A 23,278-nucleotide genomic window follows, 5' to 3' on the forward strand; every position below is an offset into this window, starting at 1 on the left:
GAGCGTGATAGGGGGCCACCCGGTACATCAAGATTCGTGGCGGCCCTCCCCGTTTCCGGCCGCCCCCTCCGCAAGGACGCAAGACGCTCATGGAAATCCGCGCCGACGAGATCAGCAGAATCATCCGGGAGCAGATCAAGGACTACGGCAAGAAGGTCACCGTCGCCGAGACCGGCACCGTGCTGTCCGTGGGCGACGGTATCGCCCGCGTGTACGGCCTGGAGGGTGCGCTGGCGGGCGAGCTGGTGGAGTTCGCCAACGGCGTGCAGGGCCTGGTCCTCAACCTGGAAGAGGACAACGTCGGTATCGCCATCATGGGTGAGTTCAAGGACATCCGCGAAGGCGACGTGGTGAAGCGCACCGGGCAGATCGCCTCCGTGCCGGTGGGCAAGGGCCTGCTGGGCCGCGTGGTGAACGCCCTGGGCGCTCCGGTGGACGGCAAGGGCCCCATCGAGGCCACGGAGCACCGCCGCCTGGAGGTGAAGGCGCCCGGCATCGTGAAGCGCAAGTCCGTGCACGAGCCCCTGCAGACGGGCATCAAGGCGCTGGACGCGCTCGTCCCGGTGGGCCGGGGTCAGCGCGAGCTCATCATCGGTGACCGCCAGACGGGCAAGACGGCCGTCGCCATCGACGCCATCATCAACCAGAAGGGCCTGGGCGTTTACTGCATCTACGTCGCCATCGGGCAGAAGCAGTCCACCGTCGCGCAGGTGGTGGAGAAGCTCAACCGCTACGGCGCCATGGAGTACACCACGGTCGTCGCGGCGAACGCGTCCGACCCGGCGCCCATGCAGTACTTCGCCCCGTACGCGGGCGTCGCCATCGGCGAGTACTTCCGCGACAACAAGATGCACGGCCTCATCGTGTACGACGACCTGTCCAAGCAGGCCGTGGCGTACCGCCAGCTCTCCCTGCTCCTGCGCCGCCCGCCGGGCCGCGAGGCGTACCCGGGCGACGTGTTCTACATCCACAGCCGCCTGCTGGAGCGCGCCGCGAAGCTGTCCGACGAGGAGGGCGCGGGCTCCCTCACGGCGCTGCCCATCATCGAGACGCAGGCCGGTGACGTGTCCGCCTACATCCCGACGAACGTCATCTCCATCACCGACGGGCAGATCTTCCTGGAGACGGACCTGTTCTTCGCCGGCGTCCGCCCGGCCATCAACGTGGGCCTCTCCGTGTCGCGCGTCGGTTCCGCGGCGCAGATCAAGGCGATGAAGCAGGTGGCAGGCTCCATGAAGCTGGAGCTCGCGCAGTACCGCGAGCTGGCCGCCTTCTCCCAGTTCGGCTCCGACCTGGACAAGGCGACGCAGGAGACGCTGGCGCGCGGCGCCCGCATGGTGGAGCTGCTCAAGCAGGGCCAGTACGAGCCCCTGTCCGTCGAGCGTCAGGTCATCCAGATCTACGCGGCGACGAACAAGGACGACGCGGGCAAGCGCGGGTGGATCCGCCAGGTGCCGGTGACGGACGTGGTCCGCTGGATGAAGGAGATGCTGGAGTTCGTGGACGGCAAGTACCCGAACATCGTCCAGGACCTCGTCTCCAAGCGCGAGCTGACCGGCGACATCAAGGCGGCCATCAACAAGGCGCTCGCCGAGTTCAACGACATGTTCCAGCCGACCGCTGGCGCCAAGGTCTAGCCTTCACGCTTTTCGCGCCCCACGCGCGGTGCAGTGCGGACGGCCCCGCCCTCCCTCACGGGGAGGCGGGGCTTTTCGTTGGCCCGCGGAGGCTCCGGAGCCCCCCTCTCGCGGGGACGTCAGCGCAGCCGGGGCAGGATGGCGCGCAGGCTCTTGTCCACGCCGCCGCGCGTGCCCAGGCGCTCCACCGCCGCGCGCTCGTAGGGCAGCACGTTGGCGCGCTCCACCAGCTGCACGTGCGCGCCCAGCGCGGCGGGCATCGCCAGGTCCAGCTCGTAGATGTCGCCCGCGACCAGCGTGGACTCCGGGCCGGTGTGGGTGGCGTCCCAGATGCGCTTGAGCGCGGCGAAGTAGCGCCCGCGCCGCAGGTACACCGGCCGGCCCAGCACGCCGTCCAGCTTCAGCGCTTCGGGCAGCGCGTCGAAGCGCGCGTCCTTCGGCTCCGCGTCCTCCAGCGTGAACTTGCGCGCGTCGCCGAACACCGTCAGCCGCTCGCGGCCCCGGGGCGCCAGCCGGGTGAGCTTCGCCTCCACCAGCTCCGTGTGCGCGTTGGTCACCACGTTGATGGGCAGGCCCGTGGCCAGCAGCGCCTCCAGCACCTCCTTCGCCTCCTCCTTGAAGGCCGTGGCCGAGTGCCGGTACGCGTCGCGGTACAGCGTCTGCACCGTGTCCGTGCGCGTGGGCTCGTCCTGCCCCTTGCCGAAGCGCTGGAGCAGCCGGTGCGCGGTGCACGTGGCCGTCAGGTAGGGGTCCGCCGTGGCCGGCGCCACGATGCGGCCCGCGACCTCCCAGCCGTACTGGTCCACGCCCTCATGCAGCGCGGCCACCTCTTCATCCCAGGCGGCGGTCGCGTCCTGCCCCAGCACCCGGTACAGCGCCTGCTGGAAGTGCGTCAGGAAGGGCGCGCCCTCCGCCAGCACATCCGTGAAGGTTCCATCGAAATCCAGCACCACGCACGCAATCGCCATCCACCTGTCCTTGAAGCACGGCCGTGAGGAAAGCCCCGAATGACGCCCCGTCGGCCGCCGCGAATCAAGCCCCCTGCCCTGCCTGGGGGCGCAGACGCGTGCCAACTCCCGGAAAGCCGGCTCGTACCCGGGTCGGGTGGTCCAGGGCCGCTCGGACTCCCACCCTAGAACCTCCCGCGGGGGAAGGGGGCTCCGCGCCCATGTCCGAGCCGACCGGCACCTTTCTGGGAGAGTCCACACCCGTGCGGCATGAATGGCTGCGCACGGTGCTGCAACTGCTGCCCGTGGGGGTGATCATCGTGGACACGGGCGGACGCCTGCTCGCGGCCAACGCCGCGGCGAGCGCGCTGTGGGGCACCCGCGCCCTGGAGGAGATGGGCCTGGAGCGCTACGGCCTCTTCGAGGCGTACTGGCCCGCCAACGGCCGGCGGCTGCGCGGAGAGGAGTGGGCCACGGCGCGCACGCTGCGCACGCGAAAGACCATCTCCAACGAGGAGGTGGACATCGTCGGCAGCGGCGGCGCCCGGCGCACCATCCTCAACTCCTCCGCGCCCCTCTACACGGAGGACGGCGACATGCTGGGCGCGGTGAACGTCAACGTGGACATCACCGAGCGCAAGGCCACCGAGCGCGCGGAGTTCTTCGTCAGCGAGGCGAGCCGCCTCCTCGCCGAATCGCTGGACTGGGAGACGACGCTCAAGGCCGTGGCGCGGCTGGCCACGCTGGAGTGGGCCGACTACTGCATGGTGGACGTGCTGGACACCGACGAAGAGCTGCACCGGCTGGTCGTCACCGCGAAGGATCCGCGCAAGCAGGCCCTGCTCGACCAGCTCATGCCCTTCCCGCCGGAGTCCGGCTCGGACACGCCGCTGGCCCGCGTGTTCGCGCAGGGCCGGCCCGTGCTGGTGTCCGACATCACCGGCGAGTTCCTGGACCTGCTGGCGCGCTCGCCGGAGCACCGGCGCGTGATGGAAGCGCTGGAGCCGCGCTCCACCATGCTGCTGCCCCTGGCGGTGGGCGAGCGCCGCTTCGGCCTCATCAACCTGGTCTCCGCGTCCCCCGCGCGCCGCTACACCCGGCGGGACCTGGCGTACGCCACGGAGTTCGCGCGCCGGGCCGCGCTGGCGGTGGAGAGCGCCCGGCTGTACCGCGAGGCGCGAAGTGCCCTGCGCGAGCGCGACGCGACCGCCGCGCTGCTGGAGGCCTTCTTCGCCGCCTCGCCGGTGGGCATGGGCTTCGTGAACCGGGGCCTGCGCTACATGCGGGTCAACAGCGTCGTCGCGGAGAACAACGGCATCCCCATGGAGCGGCACCTGGGCCGCACGCCCCGCGAGCTGATGGGCGAAGCGGGCGCGCCCATCGAGGACCTGCTCGGCCGCGTGCTGGCGACGGAGGAGGCCGTGATGGACGACCCGGTGGAGTACGTGGCGGGCCCGGAGCCGCGCACCTTCCTGGCCACGTACTTCCCCGTGCGCGCCGGCGCGGAGCTGCTAGGCGTGGGCGGCATCGTGCGCGAGGTCACCGAGCAGCGCCGCATGGAGAAGCACCTGCGCTTCCTCACGGACGCGACCACGCGGCTGGCCACATCGCTGGACTGGCGCACCACGGTGCGCAACGTGGCGGAGCTGGTGGTGGCGCAGCTGGCGGACTACTGCCTGGTGGACATGCTGGCCGAGGACGGCGAGCACCTGGAGCGCGTGGAGCGCCAGGCCCGGAATGAAGACCTCCAGGTCCAGTTGGAGAGGTCGATGGCGTTCGCGCCCCCGCCCGGAGCAGACACGACGCTGCGCCGGGTGCTGGAGACGGGCCGCTCGGCGCTGGTGGCGGAGGTGGACGAACACGCGCTGCGGAACTTCGCGCTCGACGACGAGCACCGGGACATCCTGGAGAAGTTGAAGCCGCGCTCGGTGATGGTCGTCCCGCTGATGGCGCGCGGGCGCACGCTGGGGCTCATCAGCGCCGCGTCGTGTTCGCCCACGCGGCGCTTCAACACGCGCGACCTGGCGTCGCTGGAGGACCTGGCGTGGCGCGCCGCGCTCGCGGTGGACAACGCGCGGCTGTACCGGCAGGCGGAGCAGGCCGTCGCCGCGCGCGACGAGTTCGTGGCGGTGGCGACGCACGAGTTGCGCACGCCCCTGTCCGCGCTGCACCTGCAGCTTGCGTCCCTGCAGCGCACGCTGGACAAGCAGCCGTCGGCGGAGGCGGAGCGGCTGGGCCAGGGACTCGCGGGGGCCCTGCGGCAGGCGGACCGGCTGACGCGGCTGGTGGCGCACCTGTTCGACGTGGCGCGGCTGGGCACCGGGCAGATGTCGCTGGAGCTGGGCGCGGTGGAGCTGTCCTCGCTGGTGCACGCGTTGGTGGCGCGGATGGAGGAGGCGCTGGCCACCGCGGGCTGCGTGGCGGTGGTGCACGCGGACGCGCCCGTGGTGGCCATGGCGGACCGGCCCCGCGTGGAGCAGGTGCTGATGAACCTGCTCACCAACGCGATGAAGTACGCCCCGGGCCTCCCGGTGGAGCTGTACGTGGAGCGCGACGCGGACCGGGCCCTCATCGCCGTCAGGGATTGGGGCCCCGGCATCCCCCCGGAGTCGCGCGAGCGCATCTTCGAGCGCTTCGCCCGGGCCACCGGCAAGCACGCGCGCGCCAGCATGGGCCTGGGCCTCTACATCTCCCGCCAGCTCGCCCGCGCGCACGGAGGCGACCTGTACGTGGAGCCGCCTCCGGAGGGCGGGCCCGGCTCGCGCTTCGTGCTGTACCTGCCCCGGTGGAAGAAACCGTCCGGAGCGTCCCAGGACTGAGGCGGCCAGGGGGTGTCGCACGGTGCCCACCTTGCCGCCCACCCCGGGGGCGCAATTACCCTTGGGGGCATGGACGACGTCCGGACCGAAGCAGCGCGTGGACGCTGGCGGTGGCTGCCCTGGGGGCTGCTCGCCGTCGGGGTGGCGGTGGCCTCCGGGGGCGCGTGGATGGGCTCGCGCTCGCTCCAGGCGCTGGAGGCCCGGAGCGCGCAACTGGAGCGCGAGGCCACTGAATCCGAAGCGCACGTCGCGCAATTGCAGACGCTGCGGCAGGCCATGGAGCGCCGGCTGCGCGCGCTGGAGCGCCAGCAGCAGACCGCGGAGTGGGGCGGCGCCGCGGCCCTGCTCCAGGCCCGCAGCGCGGAGGAGCAGCACACGCGGCGCGAGGCGGCGCTCGCGACGCTGGGCTCGGCGCTGAAGGACGCGCTCGCCGCCGGGGACGTGACCCTGGACCTGGAGGACGACGCCCTGCGCATGGAGGTGTCCGAGCGGCTGCTCTTCGCGCCCGCCAGCACGCAGCTCACCCCCGAAGGCGCCCGCCTGTTGAAGCAGTCCGTGGGCGTGTTCCAGGGCGCGCTCGCCGACCACCGCGTGGCGGTGGAGGCCCACACGGACGAGGTGCTTCCCACCGCGCCCGGCGCTCCCGCGACCACCGCGTGGGAGCTGTCCGCCGCGCGAGCCGTCAGCGTGGTGCGCCACCTGGGCGAGCGCGAGAAGCTGGCCCCGGCGCGCCTGAGCGCCACCGGCCACGCCGCGTACCGCCCGAGGGTTCCCGCGGACAGCCCCCCCAACCGCGCCCTCAACCGTCGCGTCACGCTGCGGCTGTCCCCCACGCCGGTGACGCCGGAGAGCGTGGCCGTGGCGCGCACCGAACCGCCCCAGCGGCCCGTGAAGCGCGTCGCGAAGGCCAAGGCCAAGAAGATGGCCCGCCGCTGAAGCACCCCCGCGAATCGCGCGCGCGGTTTGAATAGACGCGCGCGTCGCGTCGTCGGGGGAACAGAGGGCCCGTGCCCTTTCCCTACCCTGGAGCTTCCTGTGTCTGCCTCGCGCCCCACGCTGTGCGCCGGACTGGTCGTCGGCCTCCTGCTGGCCGCTCCCGCCGCCGAGGCCCGCTTCGGCAAGAAGTCCGCGGACACCTCCAGCAAGGACGACGACAAGGACTCCCGGGTCCACGAGGCGAGCCCCATCAAGCCGAGGCCCACGCACGAGGCCTCCTCGTACACGCCGCCCGAGGACGACGATGACGACGACTGCTGCGTCACGCCGTCGGAGCCGTCCTACTCCTCGGGCCCCTCCTACTCGGAGCGCCTCTACGGCCACGCGGCCATCTCCGCCAGCGAGTCGGAGGAGCTGGCGGCCGTCGCGGTCCGGAGCCTCCCCCCGCGTCCGCCCTCCCCGCCCATCGACGTGCGCATGGGCCTCAACCTGGGCGCCATGGGCGGCGGCACCTCCGGGGACGTCTTCCTCGGCATGGAGGGCAGCGCGCTGGGCGTCGCCCTCCAGGGCACGAAGCTGACGCTGCCCACCGACGACGGCACCGCGGGCACGGACGTCATCAACCTGGTGTCGTTGCACGTCACCTGGGCCGCCCTGTCCACGGACCGGCTGCGGTGGCGCGCGGAGGCCGGCTTCAGCTTCGCCAACGCGCCGGACATCTTCTTCGCGGGGCCCAGCCTCGCCACCTCCCTGGAGGCCTGCCTCGTGGGCCCGCTGGACCTGGAGGTGCGCGTGCAGGGCACGCCCACCCCCTACCGGCAGCTGGACGCGAGCGCGGGCCTGGCGGTGCACCTGGGCGCCTTCGTGATGCGCGCGGGCTGGCGCGGGCTCATCCTGGACGACGCGGGCAAGGTGGACGGCGTCGCGCACGTGGACCGCTTCACCGGCCCCTACGCCGGCGCGGGCTTCGCCTTCTAGGGTCGCGAAGCAGGCGCCCGGGGGCCGCCCGGTGTCCGGAGGCGCACATGCCCTCTTCCCGACACGCACCCCCACCCCGGGGGCCCTGGTGTCCAGGAGGGTGATGGCGGTTGAATATTCCGGGCGAGCAGGCGTCCAGATGCCGTGGCCCATCCCGTGGGCCGGTGAAGAGGAGGGGTTCGCCGTGGGCTTCTGGAAGATGCTGAGTGCAGCGCTCGCTGTCGGTGTCCTGTTGGGGGCGGCGCCCGCCGAGGCCCGCTTCGGCAAGCGCTCGAAGCCGGGCTCCTCCTCGAAGCCCTCCGACTCCAACAAGGACAAGGACTCCCGGGATGATGGGTCCGCGCACCGCGCCAGCCCGGCCGGCCGGCCCTCCGACGCCCCGGTGCGCGCGAGCGTGCGCCCCAGCCGCGCGCGTCTGTCCTGGTTCGAGTTCCTCTTCCTGAGCCGCCCCTCCGCCTACCACGGGGCGCGCGTGACCAACGTCCGCCCGGGCGTGCGCGCGGCGGCGATGCCCCCCATGGTGCGGCTGAACGTGCAGGGCGACATGTTCGGCGAGACGGGCGGCGCGCTGGGCCTCTTCATGGCCCTGGACGGCCAGCGGCTGGGCATGGACGCGCGCGTCACCGGCATCGCGCTGTCGGCGGACGACGGCTCGCAGGACGTGGACCGGCTCACGCTGTTGGACGCGCACCTGACCGCGTCCCTCTGGTCCAGCGAGCGCGGCCGCTTCCGCATCGAGGGCGGCATCGCCAGCGCGCACGCCCCGGACGTCATCTTCGTGGGCCCCAGCCTCGCCGCCTCGCTGGAGGCGTGCATCGGGCCGTCACCCCTGGACGTGGAGGCGCGCATCCAGGTGGTGCCCTTCCCGCACCGCCAGGTGGACGCGCAGGCCGGGCTCGCGCTGCACCTGGGCGCCCTCAACCTGCGCGGCGGCTGGCGCACGCTGTACCTCAACGACGCAGGCCACCTGGATGGCGTCGTGCACGAGGACGCCTTCTCCGGCCCCTACCTGGGTCTGGGCCTTTCGTTCTGAAGGCTGAAAGGCTGAAAAGACTCCCGGGGTCTCGCCGTTCGCGAACCCCGGGAGGCGCACTGCCCGCCTATTCCTCCGGCGACGCCGCGTAGGAGGTCGGGGACGCGGTCTCCGCCCCGGTGCCGTTGGCGGCGCCCGAACGCTTGAGGGTGCCGCGCCGCTTGGGTGGAGGCGCCAGCACGGGCGGCTTGCCGAAGACCCGCTCATAGGCCCCCGGCGTGTTGATGTTCACGATGACGCCCGGGTCCTTCACGCTCAGCCGGCGCGGGTTGAACGCCTTGAGCGCCGTCTCCAGGTCCTCGCCCTCCGCCTGGAGCAGCTTCTCCGCCGCCCCCTGGGAGAGCACCACCGGCCAGCCCACCGCGCTGTCGTACTCCGGCCGCAGGGCCGCGGCCCCCTTCATGTCCCCGCGCTCCATCTCCTTGAGCAGGGTCTTGACCGTGTTGACGCGCAGCGCGGGCATGTCCACCGGATGCACCATCACCACGACGGCGTTCTCGGGGTCTGCCCCCCGGGCCTCCTGGAGCGCCGCCTCCAGCCCGACCTTCACCGACGCCAGCAGGCTGCGCTCCCAGTGCTCGTTGGTCACGAGCATCAGGGACGGGTGCTGTTCACGCACCGCCGCGGCATCGCTGCCCACCACGCCCAACACCCCACACCCCGCCTTGACAAAGGTGGACGCCAGCGACTGAAGGAAGCTCTTGCCCCCCTCATGCTCGATGTTCGCTTTGGGGTGAGGCATCTTCTCCTGGGATTTCCCCGCCGCCAGGATGATCGCCACTGCCTTCATGACCCGCCTCCTCCGCCCGCGGCGGAAAGCCGTGAGCACCGCTAACAGGCTGTTGACCTCCTTCCGGGATTGCAGCCCGCCCGCCAGTACGAGTCGTCAGACAGCCGCCAGTCACACGGGGAGGTGTTGGCTGTCGCCCCTTTGCGCAAGGGCAGGTGTCCACCATCGGTCAGGTGTCCGGCCTCCGGGGCTTCCCCTCCCTGGAGTGCGAGTGACACGGCGCCGGGGACGTTGCCCTGCCCGCCCCTCCCTGGAAGGCCCCCTTGGGCCACGCGAGGAGGCGAAGCGAGCGCCCTTCAGTGCAGCCAGCCGCTCGACGCCGCCAGCCGCAGCGGGGCCACGGGCTCGGCGGTCGTTTCTTCCGGCGCGGCCAGCGCCTTGACGGTCAGAATTTCAGCCAGCCGCGCCAGCGGACGGCGACGCGCCACGCGGTGCAGCTCGTCCTCGGTGACCTCGCCCAAGAGGTCGCCGCCACGGCCCTCCACCACGGGCAACACCTGCACGCCGTGCCGGTACATCTGCTGGAGCGCACCCAGGACGGTGTCCTCGGGGAACAGCGTGAGGGCGCGGGAAACGAAGGTCAGGAACTCAGGGCTGCGGCACATGGACACGTGAGGCCTCCGGTGCTCGGCGTTCGGGCGCCGTGTACCGGAGGGCCTTAGCAATCCGCTTGCCGAAGCCCAGAAGCATCCAGGCGAGCCCGGATCCGCCCCTACTTCTTGCCCACCGGCTTCACCGACTCCACCAGCTTGCGGAAGTGCTTCTCCGCCGCGTTCACCGTCTTCTCCGGCCCGGTGAGCTTGTAGAAGAGCGCGCCCTCCGGCCCCTCCACGATGGCGCCGCGCAGCTTGAAGCCCGGCTTGGGCGCGGACGGTCCCATCATCGGGCCACCGCCCGCGTACGTGCCCTTCACCTCCACCGTGGTGACGGGCATCCCGTTCACCTTCTCCTGCTTCGTCTTCGCGTCCTTGGCCGGATCCACCGGCTTGCCGTCGGGCTTCTGGAATTGCGACACCCAGCGCTGCACGTTCGCGTCCACCGCGCCGCCCTGCCCCGCGCCGAAATAGAAGACAGCCAGCTCCGCGTCCTCCGCGTCTCCCTTCGCCGCCGGCACCTTGTAGGTCGCCGCGCGCATCGGCCGCGCGGGCTGGACGGTCCACTCCGCGGGCGCACTCCACGTCAGGCCTCCGGCCTCCTCCGCGCTCGCGCCCAACGCCACGGTCATCACCAACACAGCCAGCAGTCGTCTCATGGGGCGCGAGCGTAACCGCGTTCACGCGCGCGTCACGCCTCTCATCCCGCACGCACCGCGCGAGACGTCCACTCGCACGCAGGCAACGCCACCCCATAGCTGACTCATCGCGTCAATCCCTGTCACTTTGTGACGGACAGAGGGCGTGCTACTCACTGCTGTGTTTCCAGCAGTACACCTTGGCTGGAGGGGAATCCCACCATGAAGAAATCGCTGTTCCTTGGGGCCATGGCCCTGGGAGCTGTTGCCTGCACGCCCGAGATCGCGCAGGACGCTCCGAATACGAACGTTGGCCTGGCGGAGTTCGATCCCACGGGCTCTCCCGCCGTCGTGCCGTCCCCCAACGACCTGGCCATCAATCGGGCCACGAAGCTGGTGAACGCGCCCATCAATCCGCTGGCGTCCGCCGCGGAGCAGGAGTTCACGCGCGACTACCTGAACTCGCTCAACGGCTTCCCGACGTCCGCGATCGCGACCACCAAGGTGCAGGACCTGGATCCGCGCTCGATGAGCGCGCAGACGGTCATCTTCATCGACCTGAAGGCCGGCACGCCCATCGCGACCAAGCCGGTCACGCCGACCATCGCGTACAACGAGACGACGGACCTCATCAGCCTCATCCCGCCCGTCGACCAGAACACCGGTCTGCCGGCGTGGCCGAAGGGCGGCCGCTACGCGGTGGCGCTCATCGGCGGTGAGAACGGCCTGAAGACCACCGGCGGCAACCCCATCATCGGGTCGGCCACGTGGGCCTTCGCCAGCTCCGTGAATCCGCTGGTCACCTGCGAGGACCTCACCGCGCCGGACTGCGCGCCCGCCACGGAGATCATCCCCTCCACGGAGACGGACCCCGCCAAGCGCCTGGCCGACCAGACCGCCAGCGCGGTGCAGTTGGAGCAGCTGCGCCGGGGCTACGCGCCGCTCATCGAAGGCCTGGTGAAGAAGGGCTTCAAGCGCGAGGACGTGGTCCTGCTGTGGACCTTCACCATCCTCGACCAGCCGGAGGCCACCATCAACCTGGCGGCCAACGCGCGGCTGCCCACCATCATCCCCTTCCCCAACGACCTGCTGCGCGCTCCGGCCACCGCCACGGCGCCCGCGCACCTGAACTTCCCCGTCCCCGCGCAGGACGGCCTGCAGAAGCAGCTGTTCCAGGGCCTCAACACCCTGGACGGCTTCTCCACCACGGGCGCCATCGTGTCGGAGAACGGCGATGCGCAGGGCGTGCTGGACGGCACGCAGTTCCGCGACGCCTCGGACGGCCCGGCCCCCAAGGTGGATCCGGCCTCGCTCGCGGCGGGCGTGAAGTTCCTCAAGCTGTCCAACACGACCACCGGCACGGCCCCGGACGTGGCGGTCTGCCTGGTGAACAACACCGGTGACTGCGGCACCAGCGTCGGCGCAGCGGGCGTCGCGCCCGTGCCCCAGCAGCTGCAGATCGTCCCGAAGGCGCCGCTGGATGGCGCCACGCAGTACGGCGCGGTGCTGACCACGGACCTGATGGACACCCAGGGTCGCAAGGTCGCCCCGGCCACGGCGTTCGCGCTGATGCGTCTGGCGAACCCCGTGTTCGCCAACGGCAAGAGCCAGATCTCCTCCGTGCCGGACTCGCTCGCGCAGGCGCTGGAGCCCGTGCGCGCGGCCTACAAGCCGTACTTCGACGGTCTGGCCGCGGCGGGCCTGCCGCGCTCGAAGGTCGCCCTGGGCTGGTCGTTCACCACCCAGAGCACCACGTCGGTGCTCAGCCAGCTCCACGCGCTGCCCACGGCCGTCTCGTACCCGAACGCGCCGAACTACCTGGCGCCCATCACCACGCCCATCAAGGCGACGATGGCCGGCCGCGGGCTCGCCACGGACCAGATTGGCAACATCTACGAGGTGCAGGCCAACACGCCGTTCCTGCTCACGGGCCCCAGCGGCACGCTGAACCCGAACCCCCAGGAAGTGCGTCCCACCCGCTACCCGTTCATGCTGTTCCTGCCCGCCGCCGCCGCGCCCGCCTCGGGCTACCCGGTGGTGGTGTTCGGTCACGGCCTGAAGAGCAGCCGCGGCACGGTCATCTACCTGGCCAACAAGCTGGCCGGCGCCGGCTACGCGGTCGCCGCGATGGACACCGTCTTCCACGGTGAGCGCAGCAGCTGCGTGGGCTCCGCCGGGTCGTTCGCGGGCTCCACGAGCGACGACAGCGCGTGCGCCGACTCCACCAACCAGCGCTGCGAGACGGACGTCTCCAAGTCCTCCTACGGGCGCTGCGTGGCGCGCACCGACGCCACGCGCCAGAGCTGCGACGACGCCTCCCGCGGCACCCTGCCCGCGGACTTCTTCTGCTCGGCCGTGCACTCCCAGGGCCGCTGCATGGCGGACAACAAGTGCGAGGGCGGCAGCTTCAAGCTCAGCGCCAGCACGGGCGCTCCGGAGATCTCCGGCTGGAACATGCTGAACCCGGGCAACCTGTTCGCCACGCGCGACAACTTCCGCCACTCGGTGGTGGACTTCGCGCAGTTCCAGCGCGTGCTGTCCAGCCCCGAGCTGGCCACCCTCCTGGGCGACTCCAAGCTGGACGCCACCCAGGTGGAGTACGTGGGCCAGAGCCTCGGCGGCATCCTGGGCACGCTCATCACCAGCACGTCGCCGCGCGTGAACCGCTCGGTGCTCAACGCCGCGGGCGGCAACCTGACGGGCATCCTGCTGACGTCGCCGGCCTTCGCGCCGGTGAAGGACGCGTTCCTCGGGCAGCTGGGCACCGCGGGCATCGTCCCGGGCATCCCGGCGTTCGACACGTTCATCAGCCTGGCGGGCACCATCCTGGACCCGGCGGATCCGCGCAACTACGCCTACGGCCTGGACAACACGGCGGCGGCGGGCACGGACGCGAACGTCCACCGCACCCTCATCCAGTCCATCAAGGACGACCAGGTCATCCCGAACACGGCGACGGCGGCGCTCATCGCCTCGGCGAACCGCGCCAAGGCTCCGCGCACGGTGGCCACGTACATGTTCCCCGCGTCGGCCGCGAACCACAGCTTCCTGGCCTTCGACCCGACGGCCCAGGACCAGGTCGTCTCGTTCCTGCAGTCCGGCACCGTCGCGGCCCAGCCGTAACGCACCCTGAGAGAGGACTCACACACTCATGAAAAAGACACTCTCCCTCGTGGCGATGCTGGCGGCTGGTACGAGCCAGGCCGCGGGCTTCCAGATCGACACCCACAGCGCGCGGGCCACTGGCATGGGCGGCACCGCCACGGCCGGGCTGGATGACTCCAGCGCCATCTACTACAACGCGGCCAACATCATCGGCGTGAAGAAGCTGGACATCACCCTCGGTGACACCGGCATCCTCCCGTCCATCACGTTCCAGCGGGTGGGCGGCGAGCAGGAAGGGCAGAAGACGACCCTGTCGCCTCCGCCCCACTTCTTCGTCGCGTACAAGCCCTTCGAGAAGCTGGCGGTCGGCGTGGGCGTGTACACGCCCTTCGGCGCGCGCAGCCGCTGGGAAGACGGCTTCAGCGGCCGCTTCCGCGGCAACGAGTCGTCGCTGGCCACGTACTACATCAACCCCACCATCGCGTATGAGCTCCACGAGCGCTTCCGCTTCGGTGTGGGTCTGGACATCGCGCGGGCCACCATCGAGCTCACGCGCGGCCTGGACTTCGTCAACAGCGAGGGCAGCATCCACCTGGGCGGCGCGGACTGGGGCTCCGGCTTCAACGTCGGCGTGCAGGCCCTGGTGCTGGAGAACCTGAAGTTCGGCCTGCACTACCGCAGCGCCATCCAGATCGAGTTCAACGGCAAGGCGGACTTCCAGAACATCCCGGTGGAGTTCCAGAGCCGCCTGCGCGACCAGAGCGCGCGGGCGGACGTGGTGCTGCCGTCCACCGTGACGGCGGGCCTGTCGTACTCGCCCATCGACCGGCTGAACCTGGCCTTCGACGCGAGCTGGGTGGACTGGTCCAGCTTCGCGGAGCTGGCCATCCGCTTCGAGGACTCGTCCATCGACAACCCGCTGCCCAAGCGCTGGCACGCCAAGTGGAAGTACGCCCTGGGCGCGGAGTACGGCGTCACGGAAGCGCTCCAGGTGCGCGCGGGCTTCGTGTACGACCCGTCGCCCAGCCCCAACGCCACGCTGACGCCGGACCTGCCGGACGCGAACCGCATCAAGGCCACGCTGGGCGTGGGCTATGCGTTCAATCCCTTCCGCGCGGACCTGGGCTACCAGTTCGTCGCGCTGGCGGACAAGGAGAGCAGCGCTCCGGGCATCCCCGGGACGTACTCCGGCTCCGCGCACGTGTTCGGCCTGACGCTGGGCTTCTCGCCCCAGTAGTCGGCAACCGACAGTCCTGAAGCACCGGACGCCCGGACCCTTCCCTCGTGGAAGGGCCCGGGCGTTTCGCTTACGGTGCCGGCCGTGAGCCCTTCCAAGCCCGGCCGCAACGACCCGTGCCCCTGTGGCAGCGGGAAGAAGTACAAGGCCTGTCATGCCGCCGAGGACCGCGCGAAAGCCGCGCCGCCTCCTTCCGCCGCCCCCGCCCATCCGCTGAAGCAGGACCTGGAGGCCGCCATGGCCCTGCTGGGTGACGCGGACGTGTCCCGCCTGTCCGGTGCCCTGGAGCACCTGGGCGTGCTGCTCGCCGGGGCGGGCCCCCAGCCGGGGCTGCGCTACGACGAGAAGGCCTTCAGCGAGCACGTGGGCCAGGCGCTGGCGAAGCTCGCGGCGGAAGAGGGCCTGGACGCCATGGAGGCCCGAAACCGGCTGCGCGTGGGCGTGGTGCGGGAGCTGGGCACGCGGAGCTTCCAGGAGAAGCTGGGCGCGGGGCTGCTCGCGCAGGCGGCCCGGAGCGGGCGCACGTCGGAGGAGCGGCGGGCGCTGAGCGTGGGCGCGCTGCTGGCCACGGCGGCGAAGAAGACGGGCCGGGTGCGCCCGGAGGACAACCCGGTGCTGGACGTGGTGTTCGACGTGCAGTTCCGCGAGTGGAGCCAGAAGCACGCGGAGGTGGTGCGCAAGTACGAAGCGCTCATCGCCGGCATGGAGCCGGAGGCCCTCACGCCCGAAGCGGCGGAGGCCCTGCGCAAGGCGGAGGCCGGCGAACTGGACGCACTGGTGAAGCACGTACAGGCGGACCCCGCGCTGGTGGAGCGCATCTCCCGCGAGGCGAAGGAGCGCGCGCAGCGGGTGGAGGCGAAGCTGCGCGACCCGGCCACGCCGTCCGTCTTCTCGCCCGAAGAGGAGCTGTGGCTCACCTGTTCGCTGTGGGAGCCCCTGCGCGCGATGAAGTCCCCGCCCGGGGACGCGCAGGGCCGGCGGGAGGTCATCGCGGCGCTCCTGCGCGCGGTGAAGGTCGCGGTGGATCCGGACTTCCTCGAAGGGATGCTGGAGCGGCTGCGTGCGGGGGCGAAGGACGCCGCCGCGGATGAGCCCACGCGCGAGTGGCTCACCGACGCGGCCATCGCCTTCGAGGCGGAGCCGGCGCGGCTGGTGCTGGCGGCGCTGCTCACCGCGCGGCAGGAGGCGCGGGGACGGAGCGCGGAGGAGATGGTGGCGCTCGCGGACCTGAAGGCCCTGCCCGCGTGGACGCCGGAGCAACTGGAGCCCTACCGGCAGTTGCTGGAGAAGGAGGGCCGCGCGGGAGGCGCCGAGCGCATCCGCCGCGCGCAGGACTGGCTGCGCGAGCACCCGGTGAAGCTGGACGCGGAAGGCTAGAGGGCTAGATGAAGAGCGCCTTCGCGGTCTGCTGAAGGCGCTCCGTGCCCATGCGCATCAGCAGGCCCTTGAGGCCGGGCTGGCTGAGCAGGTGCCGCTCGAACGCGGCGCGCTCCAGGCGCAGCACCACGCAGTCCGTCCGCGTGCGCACTGTCGCGGACACGGGCTTGTCCAGCAGCAGGGAGATTTCACCGAACACGTCTCCCTCGCGCAGCTCCGGCAGCGCCACGGTGCGGCCCGACGGCTGCTCCAGCGACGGCAGGCACTGGCCGCGCAGCAGCAGGTAGAAGGCGTCCCCGGGCTGGCCCTGCGTGAGCAGCACCTGTCCCGCGGGGATGGCGCGCAGGTCGAACTCGCGCGACATGGTGAGCTTGAGTTCGGGGGACAACTTGTTGAACAGGGGGCTGGTGCGCAGCAGGTTCTCCACCAGCCGGCGCCGGTAGAACGCCTGCACCGCGACGTCCACCTCCGGGTGCGCGGGGATGACGCGGGCCAGGTGATCGCGCTTGAACTCCAGCAGCACGGAGCGCTCCATCACCTCCACGCTGGCGAGCCTGGGCCCTTCCGACACCAGCGCCACCTCGCCGAAGAACTGGCCCGGCCCCAGCGTGGCCACGACCTGGCGCGCGTTGCCTTCCACCCGCCGCGCCACCTCCGCCCGACCCTCCACCAGCGCGAACATCGAATCGCCCGCCGCGCCCTCCTCCACCACCTTCTGGCCCGGCCAGAAGGCGCGCACCTCCAGCGCCTCCACGAGCGCCACGAAGGACTCGCGCCCCACCCACGACAGGATGGGCACGCCCGGGTCCGTGCCTTCGGTGACCAGGGCAAGGGACGGGGCCGGAGCTCCGGGCGCCAGGGCGAAGCGCTCCGCCAGGGTCCGCACCGTCTGGGGTCGGGCGCCCCGGAGCCCCCGCGAGAGCACGGTGGCGGCCACCGCGCGGAGCAGGTCCCCGGCCTGGGTCCAGGCGAGCGCCGCGTCGTCGTAGGCGCGGGCGGCCTCGGGGGTCCGCTCCAGCCACTCCAGCAGTTCGGCCACGCGCTGGTGACCTTCCGGGTCACCCGGGGCGGCGCGCAGGACTTCCTGGTAGCCGGCCAGCGCCGCTTCCAACTGCCCCTGCGCGGCCAGGGCCGCCGCCTGCGCCTTCAAGGACCGCGCGTGTGGGGTGTCCACCATGAGGGCCCTCTGTAACCCAGGAGCGTGGCGCGCGCACGCCCCCGGAGGTCCCAGAAGGATGTCACTGGACACCACCCAGGAGGGGGGCCCCTTGTCACGTCAGGAATGACTTCAGCTGCTCAGCGCCCGCACCCGCTCCGCCAGGCTCTGCGTGAAGAGGCGGAAGATGCGCAGGGCCGCGGCCTCGTGCGTCTCCAGGAAGTACTGGAAGTCCGTCCGGGTCACCCGCAGCGCGCGCACCACCGTGTGCGCCCGCACGTGCGCGGACACCGGCCCGTCGAGGATGAGCGAAATCTCTCCCAGGAACGCGCCCGGCCCCAGCATGTTGAGCTGGCGCGCTTCCGGGCCCGGGCCGGTGGACACGCTCACCATGCCCTCCAGCAGCACCACCAGCCCTCCGCCCTTCGCGCCCTTCTCCAGCACCGTCGTCCCCGCCGGCACCAGCACCGGCCGCGCCAGCCGGTACAGGTCGCGCATGTCTTCCAATGACAGACCATCGAAGATGGGAATGGCTTTCAGATAGCCATAGCCATCCACCACCGGCGGCGCCTTCTCCGCCGCGACGGCCCCCTCCGGCGGCGACGCGAGCCCCATCTGCCGCAACAGCCGGGACTGCTCCGCCTGGAGCATCACCGCCCCCGCGCCCGTCGCGTGCTTGAGGCCGTCCGCCAGCAACACCAGCGCGCGCCACGTCGCGCCCTCGGCGTCCAGCAGCGAGCTCATCCGCAGCACCGCCTCCGGGCGCTGGGCGTCGTCCGTGGGGACCGCTCGCAACATCTCCAGCTCCGCATGCGTGTTGCCCAGCATGTGGAACACCTCCGCGGCCTCCATCGGTCGGTTCATGCGCCCCAGCAAATGCGCCAACGACTCGCGCGCGCCCAGTGCCTGGTACAACGCCAGCGCCTGCTCCAGCGAACCCGCCCGCTCGAAGGCCGCCGCCGCGCGGGCCTGCTCCCCCACCCGCAGCCAGGCCTCCGCCGCCAGCAGCGGTGCTCCCGCCTGCTCGTACATGGGCGCCGCCGCACGGTCGTCACCGTCGGACTCCAGCAGCCGCGCCGCGCCGGTGTAATCACGCGCCTGACGCAACACCTCCACCAGCGTCTCGCGCGTCGCCGCGGGCACCACCAACGCCTCCTCCAACACCCGCTCCCGGTGCCCCGCCGCCATCGCCTCGTACGCGCGCACCGCGTCCTCGACCGCGCCCTGCATCACCCGCGCCCACACCCTCCGGGTGACACTGGAACCGGGTCCCCCACCCACGTCGATCAGGTTCGAATCCATTGGAGTCACGGCCTTGTCGTTCCTCCCGGACACCCGGCGGAAAAGGGGTGTCACGCCGGTGTCCGGGACCCCATCTCCGTAGCATCCTGAAACAGGGAAAGCCAGCCATCACCGGTAACAAAGGCAGGCGTTGAACACCTGGGTTCGCACCGAACACTGGCACTGTTTCCGGGGCACCCGGTGACGCACGGAGGCCATCCGAACCTGAGAGGTTGGGAAGGCCATGCGATGAAACACGGCACTTTGGGGCCGCTTTCCCGGGCGAAAGGGATTCCCCACCTTCGGTGCGCCTTGCCCCAGGGCCCCTACCCAAGGTGTCTTCCCAGATGAAGTCACTCCCCGTCGCCTTCCGTTCTCTTAATGCATTGGAATTCCCCGCCGCGCGGTGGTGCTGCCTGCTGATGCTCGCGGCGGGGCGCGTCGGAGCCGCCGAGCCGGAGGCGCCGCCGCCTGCCCCCGCCCCCGTCCAGGCCGAGCCCGCCGCGCCGGCCACGGCCGAGACCGCCGTGGCGGAGGACGCGGTGTGGGGAGAAGAGGCCCTGATGCAGGCGGACTTCCCACCCGAATGGCAGAAGGCCGCCGAGACCCTGACCCAGGGGCCCCGGGTGGTCTGCTCCGGCGTCAGCACCCAGCTCCATACGCCCGGGCTGTTGCTGGTCACGCCCCAGGACTCCTCCGCTCGGGGGAAGCTCCTGTTCATCGCCTGTCCCATCAGCGACGGCGTCGTGATGAAGACCGTGTCCGTGGAAGCGCGGGCCTTGAAGGGCGCGACCTGCCTCACGAAGCCGGAGGGCCCGAAGGCGGCGACGGTGGCCTGGTCCAACGGGGAGTCCTCCGTGCTGGAGCTGAAGGACGCGGAGGCCACCGTCGAAGGCGACCTGCGGGTGCTCACCTCCAAGGGGACCGTCAAGGCCGGCCGCCATCAGGGCCAGGCGGTGAGCTTCTCCACGTCGGTGTCGCTGACGACGACGCTGGCCGGCTGCATGCAACCCTCGGGGCTCGCGACGAATACGGGCATCACCACCGTCACCTTCACCGAGCCCTGAGTCCCAGCACGGTCGCTCATCCGGCGTGCTGTTCGGGGACATCTTCTTCCGACGACGCCACGCGCCACTCCGGGAAGGGGTCGCGCATCCGGGCCCAGGCCTTTGGCCCCTTCGCCAGCTCCGAGGGGGTGAGCAGGCAGCGCTCCAGCGCCTTCGCCAGCGCTTCGTGGTCCGCGTCACGCGTGATGAACACGACCTCCTGGCGCCGGTCCCCGTACGGCCCGGCCGCCACGTCGCGCTCCAGCTCCGCGCGCTGCTCCGGCTCGTCGGGCCATTGTTCGCGCGGCATCGCGGACCACCAGATGCCCGCGGGTTCGAAACCGCACGCGCCTCCCGCCTGCGCCCACAGGCCGGTGATGTCCATGCGCGTCGCCAGCCAGAAGAACCCCTTGCTGCGCAGCACGCCCTTCCAGCTCCCGTGCACGAAGTCCCAGAAGCGCTTCGGGTGCAGCGGCACGCGGCTGCGGAAGACGAAGCTCTTGATGCCGTATTCGTCGCTCTCCGGCACGTGTTCGCCGCGCAGCTCCTGGAGCCAGCCCGGGGCGCGGCTCGCGCGCTCGAAGTCGAACAGGCGCGTGTCCAGCACCGACGCCAGCGGCACCCGGCCCCGCTCCGACAACACGATGCGCGCCTGCGGGTTCAGCCGGCGCAGCACGTCCTGCAACCGCCCCAGCCCTTCCGCGTCCACCAGGTCCGTCTTGTTCAGCACCAGCACGTCCGCGAACTCCACCTGCTCCACCAGCAGGTCCACCACCGTGCGCTCATCCTCCTCCGCCAGCGCCAACCCGCGCTCGGCCAGCCCCTCCGACGCCTCCCAGTCCCGCAGGAAGTTGAACGCGTCCACCACCGTCACCATCGTGTCCAGGCGCGCCAGCGCCGACAGGCTCTGGCCCTCCGCGTCCTCGAAGGTGAAGGTCTCCGCGACGGGCAGCGGTTCGGAGATGCCGGTGGACTCAATCAGCAGGTAGTCGAAGCGCTTCGCCTCCGCCAGCCGCGCCACCTCCTGGAGCAGGTCCTCGCGCAGCGTGCAGCAGATGCAGCCGTTGGACAGCTCCACCAGCTTCTCCTCCACGCGGCTGAGCGCGGCGCCGCCCTTCACCAGCTTCACGTCGATGTTCACCTCGCTCATGTCGTTGACGATGACCGCCACCCGCAGGCCCTCGCGGTTGTTCAGGACGTGGTTGAGCAGCGTCGTCTTCCCCGCCCCCAGGAACCCCGACAGCACCGTCACCGGCAGCCGCGCGTCCTGCGGCTTCGTCACGGCCCGCCCTCCACGAAGGGCCTGCGGAACACGAGGGGGAGGCGGTGGCACTTCGGCATGACGGGACTCCAGGCAGGAAGGGACTGGAGTTTTAGTAATCAAGTTGCATTAACAAAACAAGTGCATCGTGCCTCCGTCACCCTGACGGGCCCTGGGCGTCCTTGGGGTTCCGGGGGAGGACTCCGGTCGCCTGCCCTCCGCGCGGGGAGGCGGGACGCGGTGTGGTAGCGTTCAAATCGCAAGCGTCGCTATGCAGGGCCGGGCTGGGCGATATCGTGGGGGCACATGGGGTCCAACCCCGGAGCGTCGCGATGAAGAAGCCACGAATCACGGGGGGATGGGGTGCGGCGGCGGTGGCCGTCCTGTTGGGCTCGGGCACGGCCTGGGCGCACGCGGGCCTGCCGGAGACGTCCAACGTCACGCTGCGGCGCGGGCACCCGGAGGACTACTTCGTGGGGGCCACGTTCGGCGCGGTCATCTCGCGCGACAGCGGGCAGACGTGGCGGTGGGTGTGTCCGGATGCCATGGGGTATGGCGGCTGGCGCCCGGAGTCCTTCGTCTGGCGCGGGTCGGGTGAGCTGCTCGCGGCCACCGGCAACGCGCTCCTGCGCTCGAAGGATGGCGCGTGTTCGTGGTCCGCGCACCCTTCCTTCAAGGACACCTGGGTGACGGGGCTCGCCGTGCACCCCACCGACGACGCGGTGATGTACACGGCCACGGGCCGCTCCACGTCCGCGACGAATGGCCTGTTCCGTTCCGACGATGGCGGGGAGACGTGGCGCGCCCTGCCGCTGCAACGCGCGGGCATCCTCTTCTCCGCGGTGCGGGTGTCCACCGCCAACCCGAGCACGCTCTACGTGTCCGCGTCCGACACCACGCGCATGTACCTGTTCCGCAGCGACGACGCGGGCGAGACGTGGGAGGAGGCGACCCAGACGTTCCCGGAGCTGGTGCGTCCGTTCGACTTCGTGGTGACGGCGACGGACCCCGTGGACGCGAAGGGCGTCTGGGCGCGAGTGTCCGCGCAGGGCTCCACGCACATCCTCCACAGCACGGACGGCGGGCGCACCTTCACCGCGCGCTCGGGCAGCGGCATCGACGACGTGTTCGTCAACATGGACGTCTCCTCCGATGGCGGCACCGCGTGGGTGTCCACCTACAACTCCTTCTTCCGCAGTCAGGCGGGAGGGGCCTTCGACAAGCTCACCCTGCCCACCGGCAACGCCTGCGTCACGCGCGTGGGCGAGGTCCTCTACGGCTGCGGCTCGCCGTGGCTCCATGACTGGTCGCTGGCGCGCAGCCACGACGACGGCACCACCTGGGAGCCCCTCTTCAGCCTGGAGAACATCCAGGGCAGCCACCAGTGTCCGGCCGGCACGCCCGTGCGGGACCTGTGCCCGTCGCGCTGGCCCCAGCTCGCGGAGACGATTGGCGCGCCGCTCTACCCGGATGGCATCCCCGACGCGGGCGTGCCCGACGCAGGCACGTCCACGGTCGATGCGGGTGTGGTGCCTCCTTCCGATGCGGGCACGTCTCCCGACGGTGAAGAGCCCAAGCCGCCCCCCAAGTCGGGCTGCGCCGCCGCGCCCGCGACCACGTTGCTGCCGTTCCTCTTCCTGCTTCCCCTGTGGCGCCGCGGCCGGCGGCGCGAGGACTCCCGACCATGAAGACGCCCTCCCTGCTGTGGAGCACCGCCGCCGTCGCGCTGCTCGGCCTGACGGCCTGCTCCGGCGACGACGAAGTCACGCCCGAGTGTGGCGAGCCGCTGTACGCCGGTGGGGCCACGGACGAAGCGTGGCGCACGCTGGTGGATGCCCAGAACAAGGCCCAGGACAGCTCGCGCGCGGTGACCATCGTGTCGCCCGAGGCCCACCAGACGTACCTGTCCACCGACGCCGCGCCGCTGTGGCAATGGACGTCCCCCCTGCGCGCGTCGTTGCAGCGACCTTCGCGCGGCGGGCCGGCTCCGGTGGCGCGGCCTCGCGACACGGGACGCTCGGTGCTCGCGTGGCTGGGCAACCAGGTGCTCCCCACCGCGGAGGCGCACCTGCCCCCGTACACGGGCGACCTGTACTGGGTGAAGGTGCAGGTGCCGGGGCGTCAGTGCCCGGTGGAACTGTTGACGTCGGAGTTGCAGTGGCAACTGGATGACGGCTCCTGGCGGACGCTCCGCGACGCGGCGGGGCAGGCGCTGTCGGTGCAGGTGCTGAGCGCGTACCTGGTGCAGAACCGCATCACGGAGGGTCCGTACACGCTGGCGGCTCCGGTGTCCTTCGGCGTGGCGGGCGTCCGGTGAGGCGCGCCGTCTGGCTTTGCGCGTTGGCGCTGGCGGCGTGCGACAGCGGCGGGACGAAGGCGGAGGGCACGCTGGAGGTGCCCGCGCTGACGTACGCGGATCCCACCCCTGTCTATTATACACATCT

The 23,278-nt window shown here is 71.3% G+C and carries 18 protein-coding genes; 11 read left to right on the top strand and 7 right to left on the bottom strand.

Translation table 11 applies throughout. The features are described 5' to 3' along the window. Positions 1 to 89: 89 nt before the first annotated feature. Positions 90 to 1,637, top strand: a complete 1,548-nt coding sequence (atpA, locus tag D7Y13_RS17775) for a F0F1 ATP synthase subunit alpha (protein WP_120537807.1) — start codon at positions 90 to 92, stop codon at positions 1,635 to 1,637. A gap of 119 nt (positions 1,638 to 1,756) precedes the next feature. On the opposite strand, the gene D7Y13_RS17780 is transcribed toward atpA, so the two are convergent. After that, on the bottom strand, positions 1,757 to 2,605 hold the full coding sequence (locus D7Y13_RS17780; RefSeq protein WP_120583891.1) for an HAD family hydrolase: 849 nt from the start codon (positions 2,603 to 2,605) through the stop codon (positions 1,757 to 1,759). A 200-nt stretch (positions 2,606 to 2,805) separates the two neighbouring features. On the opposite strand from D7Y13_RS17780, the gene D7Y13_RS17785 reads away from it, so the two are divergent. The 4 genes from D7Y13_RS17785 (at position 2,806) to D7Y13_RS17805 (ending at position 8,350) form a co-directional block, all read left to right on the top strand. After that, complete coding sequence (locus tag D7Y13_RS17785; protein ID WP_120583890.1) at positions 2,806 to 5,403, top strand: sensor histidine kinase; 2,598 nt, start codon at positions 2,806 to 2,808, stop codon at positions 5,401 to 5,403. 69 nt (positions 5,404 to 5,472) lie between these two features. Next, complete coding sequence (locus D7Y13_RS48025; RefSeq protein ID WP_233595584.1) at positions 5,473 to 6,339, top strand: OmpA/MotB family protein; 867 nt, start codon at positions 5,473 to 5,475, stop codon at positions 6,337 to 6,339. Positions 6,340 to 6,438: 99 nt separating this feature from the next. Beyond that, positions 6,439 to 7,317 carry a hypothetical protein gene (locus D7Y13_RS17800; protein ID WP_120583889.1) on the top strand — a complete coding sequence of 293 codons (879 nt, stop codon included), beginning with the start codon at positions 6,439 to 6,441 and terminating at the stop codon, positions 7,315 to 7,317. Positions 7,318 to 7,456: 139 nt separating this feature from the next. Then, positions 7,457 to 8,350 carry a porin family protein gene (locus tag D7Y13_RS17805; RefSeq protein ID WP_233595583.1) on the top strand — a complete coding sequence of 298 codons (894 nt, stop codon included), beginning with the start codon at positions 7,457 to 7,459 and terminating at the stop codon, positions 8,348 to 8,350. A gap of 67 nt (positions 8,351 to 8,417) precedes the next feature. Here the strand turns inward: D7Y13_RS17805 and D7Y13_RS17810 are convergent, their stop codons facing one another. The 3 genes from D7Y13_RS17810 to D7Y13_RS17820 form a co-directional block, all read right to left on the bottom strand. Beyond that, complete coding sequence (locus tag D7Y13_RS17810; RefSeq protein ID WP_120583888.1) at positions 8,418 to 9,140, bottom strand: nucleotidyltransferase family protein; 723 nt, start codon at positions 9,138 to 9,140, stop codon at positions 8,418 to 8,420. A gap of 296 nt (positions 9,141 to 9,436) precedes the next feature. Continuing rightward, positions 9,437 to 9,745, bottom strand: coding sequence for a CBS domain-containing protein (locus D7Y13_RS17815; RefSeq protein ID WP_120536119.1), 309 nt, complete (start codon positions 9,743 to 9,745; stop codon positions 9,437 to 9,439). Between the two features lie 107 nt (positions 9,746 to 9,852). Next, positions 9,853 to 10,392 carry a hypothetical protein gene (locus tag D7Y13_RS17820; RefSeq protein ID WP_199732784.1) on the bottom strand — a complete coding sequence of 180 codons (540 nt, stop codon included), beginning with the start codon at positions 10,390 to 10,392 and terminating at the stop codon, positions 9,853 to 9,855. A 201-nt stretch (positions 10,393 to 10,593) separates the two neighbouring features. On the opposite strand from D7Y13_RS17820, the gene D7Y13_RS17825 reads away from it, so the two are divergent. The 3 genes from D7Y13_RS17825 (at position 10,594) to D7Y13_RS17835 (ending at position 16,090) form a co-directional block, all read left to right on the top strand. Then, entirely contained in the window at positions 10,594 to 13,494 is a 2,901-nt protein-coding gene (locus D7Y13_RS17825; RefSeq protein WP_120583887.1) for an alpha/beta hydrolase, read from the top strand. A 28-nt stretch (positions 13,495 to 13,522) separates the two neighbouring features. After that, positions 13,523 to 14,713, top strand: a complete 1,191-nt coding sequence (locus tag D7Y13_RS17830) for an OmpP1/FadL family transporter (RefSeq protein WP_120536110.1) — start codon at positions 13,523 to 13,525, stop codon at positions 14,711 to 14,713. An 84-nt stretch (positions 14,714 to 14,797) separates the two neighbouring features. After that, on the top strand, positions 14,798 to 16,090 hold the full coding sequence (locus D7Y13_RS17835) for a YecA family protein (protein ID WP_120583893.1): 1,293 nt from the start codon (positions 14,798 to 14,800) through the stop codon (positions 16,088 to 16,090). A 4-nt stretch (positions 16,091 to 16,094) separates the two neighbouring features. Here D7Y13_RS17835 and D7Y13_RS17840 read toward each other — a convergent pair whose 3' ends face one another. Then, positions 16,095 to 17,267, bottom strand: a complete 1,173-nt coding sequence (locus tag D7Y13_RS17840; RefSeq protein WP_120536112.1) for a cyclic nucleotide-binding domain-containing protein — start codon at positions 17,265 to 17,267, stop codon at positions 16,095 to 16,097. A gap of 111 nt (positions 17,268 to 17,378) precedes the next feature. Further along, positions 17,379 to 18,548, bottom strand: a complete 1,170-nt coding sequence (locus D7Y13_RS17845) for a cyclic nucleotide-binding domain-containing protein (RefSeq protein WP_120583886.1) — start codon at positions 18,546 to 18,548, stop codon at positions 17,379 to 17,381. A 326-nt stretch (positions 18,549 to 18,874) separates the two neighbouring features. Between D7Y13_RS17845 and D7Y13_RS17850 the strand changes: the two genes are divergently transcribed. Beyond that, a complete protein-coding gene (locus tag D7Y13_RS17850) occupies positions 18,875 to 19,594 on the top strand; it encodes a hypothetical protein (RefSeq protein ID WP_147444310.1) in 720 nt (239 codons plus the stop codon). Positions 19,595 to 19,610: 16 nt separating this feature from the next. Here D7Y13_RS17850 and zigA read toward each other — a convergent pair whose 3' ends face one another. Beyond that, on the bottom strand, positions 19,611 to 20,855 hold the full coding sequence (gene zigA, locus D7Y13_RS17855; RefSeq protein WP_120583885.1) for a zinc metallochaperone GTPase ZigA: 1,245 nt from the start codon (positions 20,853 to 20,855) through the stop codon (positions 19,611 to 19,613). A gap of 311 nt (positions 20,856 to 21,166) precedes the next feature. Between zigA and D7Y13_RS17860 the strand changes: the two genes are divergently transcribed. Beyond that, complete coding sequence (locus D7Y13_RS17860; RefSeq protein WP_120583884.1) at positions 21,167 to 22,522, top strand: WD40/YVTN/BNR-like repeat-containing protein; 1,356 nt, start codon at positions 21,167 to 21,169, stop codon at positions 22,520 to 22,522. Continuing rightward, entirely contained in the window at positions 22,519 to 23,151 is a 633-nt protein-coding gene (locus D7Y13_RS17865) for a hypothetical protein (RefSeq protein WP_120583883.1), read from the top strand. Before D7Y13_RS17860 ends, D7Y13_RS17865 begins: the two co-directional genes overlap by 4 nt. Positions 23,152 to 23,278 lie beyond the last annotated feature (127 nt).

This window comes from Corallococcus praedator (assembly GCF_003612125.1).
Taxonomy (GTDB): Bacteria; Myxococcota; Myxococcia; order Myxococcales; family Myxococcaceae; genus Corallococcus; species Corallococcus praedator.